This window comes from Methanobrevibacter sp. (genome assembly GCF_045603845.1).
Classification (GTDB): domain Archaea; phylum Methanobacteriota; class Methanobacteria; order Methanobacteriales; family Methanobacteriaceae; genus Methanocatella.
In genome coordinates this window covers 1-3,517 of the sequence record NZ_JAZUMY010000038.1, presented here as the reverse complement: position 1 = coordinate 3,517, position 3,517 = coordinate 1, and the positions used below count along the sequence as shown (strand labels likewise).

Genomic DNA, 3,517 nt, shown 5'->3' with positions numbered 1-3,517 from the left:
CCACATCCTGAAAATGTTAAACCAGAAAGATTTCCTTCTAATGGAATTGCGGAAAAAATAGAATTAATTGGTTCGTTATAAGTATTAACAAAAGCAGTATAATTTTTAAATGCCATTCTAGTTCCTATAATTTGGCCTCTTCCAATATCATCTATAGTTATTGTGTTTTCAATAGTTTTGCCTTCAACGCTTTCAACTCTCACATCAATTGTTTTGCCTTCTAAAAGTTCTTTTAAAACAAAACCTCCACCATAATTGTGGTCATATATTGAATGAGTAGTCCCATGAAGTATAACATCAATTGCACCTAACCATTCGTTTGGACATGGTCCTGCATGTGCTGGAACCCCATTTAAAAATACTTCTTCAGCTCGTATGAATTCCCCCGGTCCAGAAACTATAAAATTGAGTATAGCAGCTGTACCACTCATTACACCACAAGTTCCTGTTGTAACCACATCAACTTCATCAAAACTTGGAGTGTTACCTTCTTTAATAAGTTTTTTAAACTCTTCTGCCGTGTAGATATTGGCCTCGCCATTTTCAATCTTTTGATTGATCTGGCTAATAGTTCTTTGATTAGTCAATTTCACTACTCTCCTAAACTTTCCTTATTTTCCAATTTGCTTCTTCTTTAAGACAATAAATCCCTTAAAGGTTTAATATCATCACTGGAATCCATGCCCGAGTTTAGTGTATTATCCAGTAGGATGAAATAGACTAAGCTTTGTAAGGTAAATTTTTACTTTTACCAAAGCAATCTAGGATTTAATCAATTTCATCATTTGATTTCGCCCGATTTTATCAATTGATATCTTTCACCTTCTCATATTTTCTCATTATAAAGAAGAGTTGATATTTAGATAAACTATCCCTTCCATTTAATTTTTTAAATTTTAAGATAGAAACTTAAAAATATCACAATAGTTATATTTTTAACTTATAGTATTTAAATATAACAATAGTTAACTTTAATGGGAAAATCTATCACAAAAAAGTAAACTCAAAATCTGAAAAATGTAATGTTGTTCAAGGTGAAACTATGGCAAAAGACTATCATGTAATCGAAGCGTTAGGTAAAACAGAAGTAGTAATAGAAAATGGAGAAGTAACCTCAGTTGGAGAACCCCTTGTTGATTTCTGCCCTATTTTTTATAAAATTGATGGTGCTGAACATCTAACTAAAGATTTCATAAAATGGAATATGGAAAAAAGAATCCGGGAATTTGGAATGTGCACACCTCAAAGAGTAGTGAAAATGAAAGATTTCATGAGCTTTGGAATATCTGAAATTCTAAGAACAAACATTGAATTAGGATTGATTGACTGTGTTGTTGGCGTGTGCGAAGGTGTTGGAACATTACTGATGACAGATCCTGAAATTATTCAGGGAGTAGGTGGTCGAGTATCGGCACTTATTAGCACTACACCCATACCGGAAGTTATTGAACAAGTTGGAATTGAAAACGTATTAAATCCAGAAACAGCTGATTTAAACCCTATTAAAGGATTGGAAATGGCAATTGAAAGAGGCTATAAGAATATTGCAATTACAATTTTACCATCCAAATCAATTGAAGAAATCGGCCAATATCCTTTGCCCGATGGTGTAAATACATATATGTTTGTAGCACACACCACAAATGCAAGTTTAAAAGAAGTGGAAACTGCATTTAAATACTGTGAAGTCATTACTGCATGTTCATCTAAAAATGTTAGAGGTTGGGCTGAAAAAGAAAAATCATACTATTCCGGATCCAAGGTTCCGATTATTGCAATTACTGAAAAAGGAAGAGAATTCTTAGATAATCGGCTTGAAAAAATTGGTAAACCACTGACAACCAATGATTATCCAATGAATAAAGAGGAACATTCAAAACCATTAGTATGAAAAAAGTGAAAGAGGAATTAATTGAATATCCTCTCTTTAATATTTCAAAAAATAAATATGGGAGATTCAATCGAGTCTCCTAATATTTTCAAATGCTTTTTCAATATATTCATCTTGGTTCATGTCTTCACATGCTTTTTTTGAAAAATCTAAATCTGCATGTGTTTGCGGATATCTTGGAACTGCACTACATCCTCCATCATCAATTTCAGATATTTTAAACGTTCCTATATCCTTTGCAATAGCAGTGATTTCTTCTTTATCCAAACCAATTAATGGAGATAATATTGGTATGTTCACACCATATCTTGTTACTAAAATATTGGGCAATGTTTGTGATGCAACCTGACCAACACTGCTTCCATCAACAATAGCATTGGCTCCCAATTCTGTTGCTAACTTTTCTGCTATTTTATACATTCCAGATTTACATAATACACAAGTCATTCTCTCTGGAGCTTTAGTTTTAGCAGTTTGAAGATATTCACCATAGTCTACAACTCTTTTTTTGATAGGTGATCCTTTTGCATATGTGTTCAATTGATCAACCAATAAATTAAAGTTTTCAGTTACTTTTGGACCTGAAAATGGGTCATTGTTAAAGTGAAGCGCTATGACCTCACAACCCCTTTTCATCATCAGATATGCGGCCACTGGCGAGTCAATTCCACTTGAAATTAATGCAACAACCTTTCCCTGTGTTCCAAGAGGCAAACCTCCCGGACCCTTGATTTTTTCATGGAAAATATATGTATCATTTTCCCTAACTTCAACAAAAATAGTCAATTCAGGATTTGTCAAATCAACCGGTGCTGATACGACATTTCTTACAATGTTTCCGCAATATGCACCCATTTCCTGTGAAGTAAAGTCATGATTTCCTACACGCCTGCAATTAATTGCAAATTTTGTGTTCTCATCAATAAGATTTTCTTTAATTAAATCTTTGACATATTTCGTTAAATCATTTTCAATATCTTCGTATGTTGTTTTAGTTGATACTGCAGGAGAATATGATACTACACCAAACACATGATTTAATTTTTCTATTCCCTCATCAAAGTTTTTTGGATGAATATATATTCTACCTTGATTCCTTTCAACTTTACATTCAAATGTTGCCTTAATATTTTTAACAAGTCTTTTTTCAAAACGTGCCCTTATTTTAGGACTTTTTACACCTATTTCACCATATCTAGCCAGTATTAAATCGTAATTCATTCAAACACTCTCTAATTTTGATATATGCTGAAAATTAATAGCAATCCCTTCAATACTAGTTAAAATATAACAGCAAGTATAACATATAAAATTTGATATTATATAAATGTTTTTATAAGATTGTTTAAAAAACAAAAAGAATTATAACACTTTGATATCATCTTTAAATGTTTAATTAAATAGTGATTTTAAAATTTTTTAATAAATTATAAGCTCAAATAATCTATTTCATATACCCATAAGAAAATTATTTATAATAATAACAATTGTAATATATGATTATGCATTTTGAAGAAATTAATTTAGAAGAAACACATATTCGCTTAACAACAGATTTGAAAAATCAGGAATTAAAAAAACATATCTATAAACTAAGATATTATTTAAAAGACCATATTTCTAAAA

Annotated in this window: 3 protein-coding genes; 1 reads left to right on the top strand and 2 read right to left on the bottom strand. The window is 31.1% G+C overall.

Features of this window, described 5'->3' with window-relative positions:
- Positions 1–587, bottom strand: a 587-nt coding sequence (locus tag ACKI2W_RS03530; RefSeq protein WP_407379289.1) for a homocysteine biosynthesis protein, incomplete at its 3' end; no start/stop codon positions are given.
- 455 nt (positions 588–1,042) lie between these two features.
- Here ACKI2W_RS03530 and ACKI2W_RS03525 point away from each other — a divergent pair.
- On the top strand, positions 1,043–1,891 hold the full coding sequence (locus ACKI2W_RS03525) for a methanogenesis marker 8 protein (RefSeq protein ID WP_407379287.1): 849 nt from the start codon (positions 1,043–1,045) through the stop codon (positions 1,889–1,891).
- A gap of 66 nt (positions 1,892–1,957) precedes the next feature.
- Here the strand turns inward: ACKI2W_RS03525 and thiI are convergent, their stop codons facing one another.
- Positions 1,958–3,112, bottom strand: a complete 1,155-nt coding sequence (gene thiI, locus ACKI2W_RS03520; protein WP_407379285.1) for a tRNA uracil 4-sulfurtransferase ThiI — start codon at positions 3,110–3,112, stop codon at positions 1,958–1,960.
- Positions 3,113–3,517 lie beyond the last annotated feature (405 nt).

Coding starts and splice junctions, on each gene's coding strand:
- ACKI2W_RS03525 (WP_407379287.1), top strand. CDS start 1,043: ATGGCAAAAGACTATCATGTAATCGAAGCGTTAGGTAAAACAGAAGTA.
- thiI (WP_407379285.1), bottom strand. CDS start 3,112: ATGAATTACGATTTAATACTGGCTAGATATGGTGAAATAGGTGTAAAA.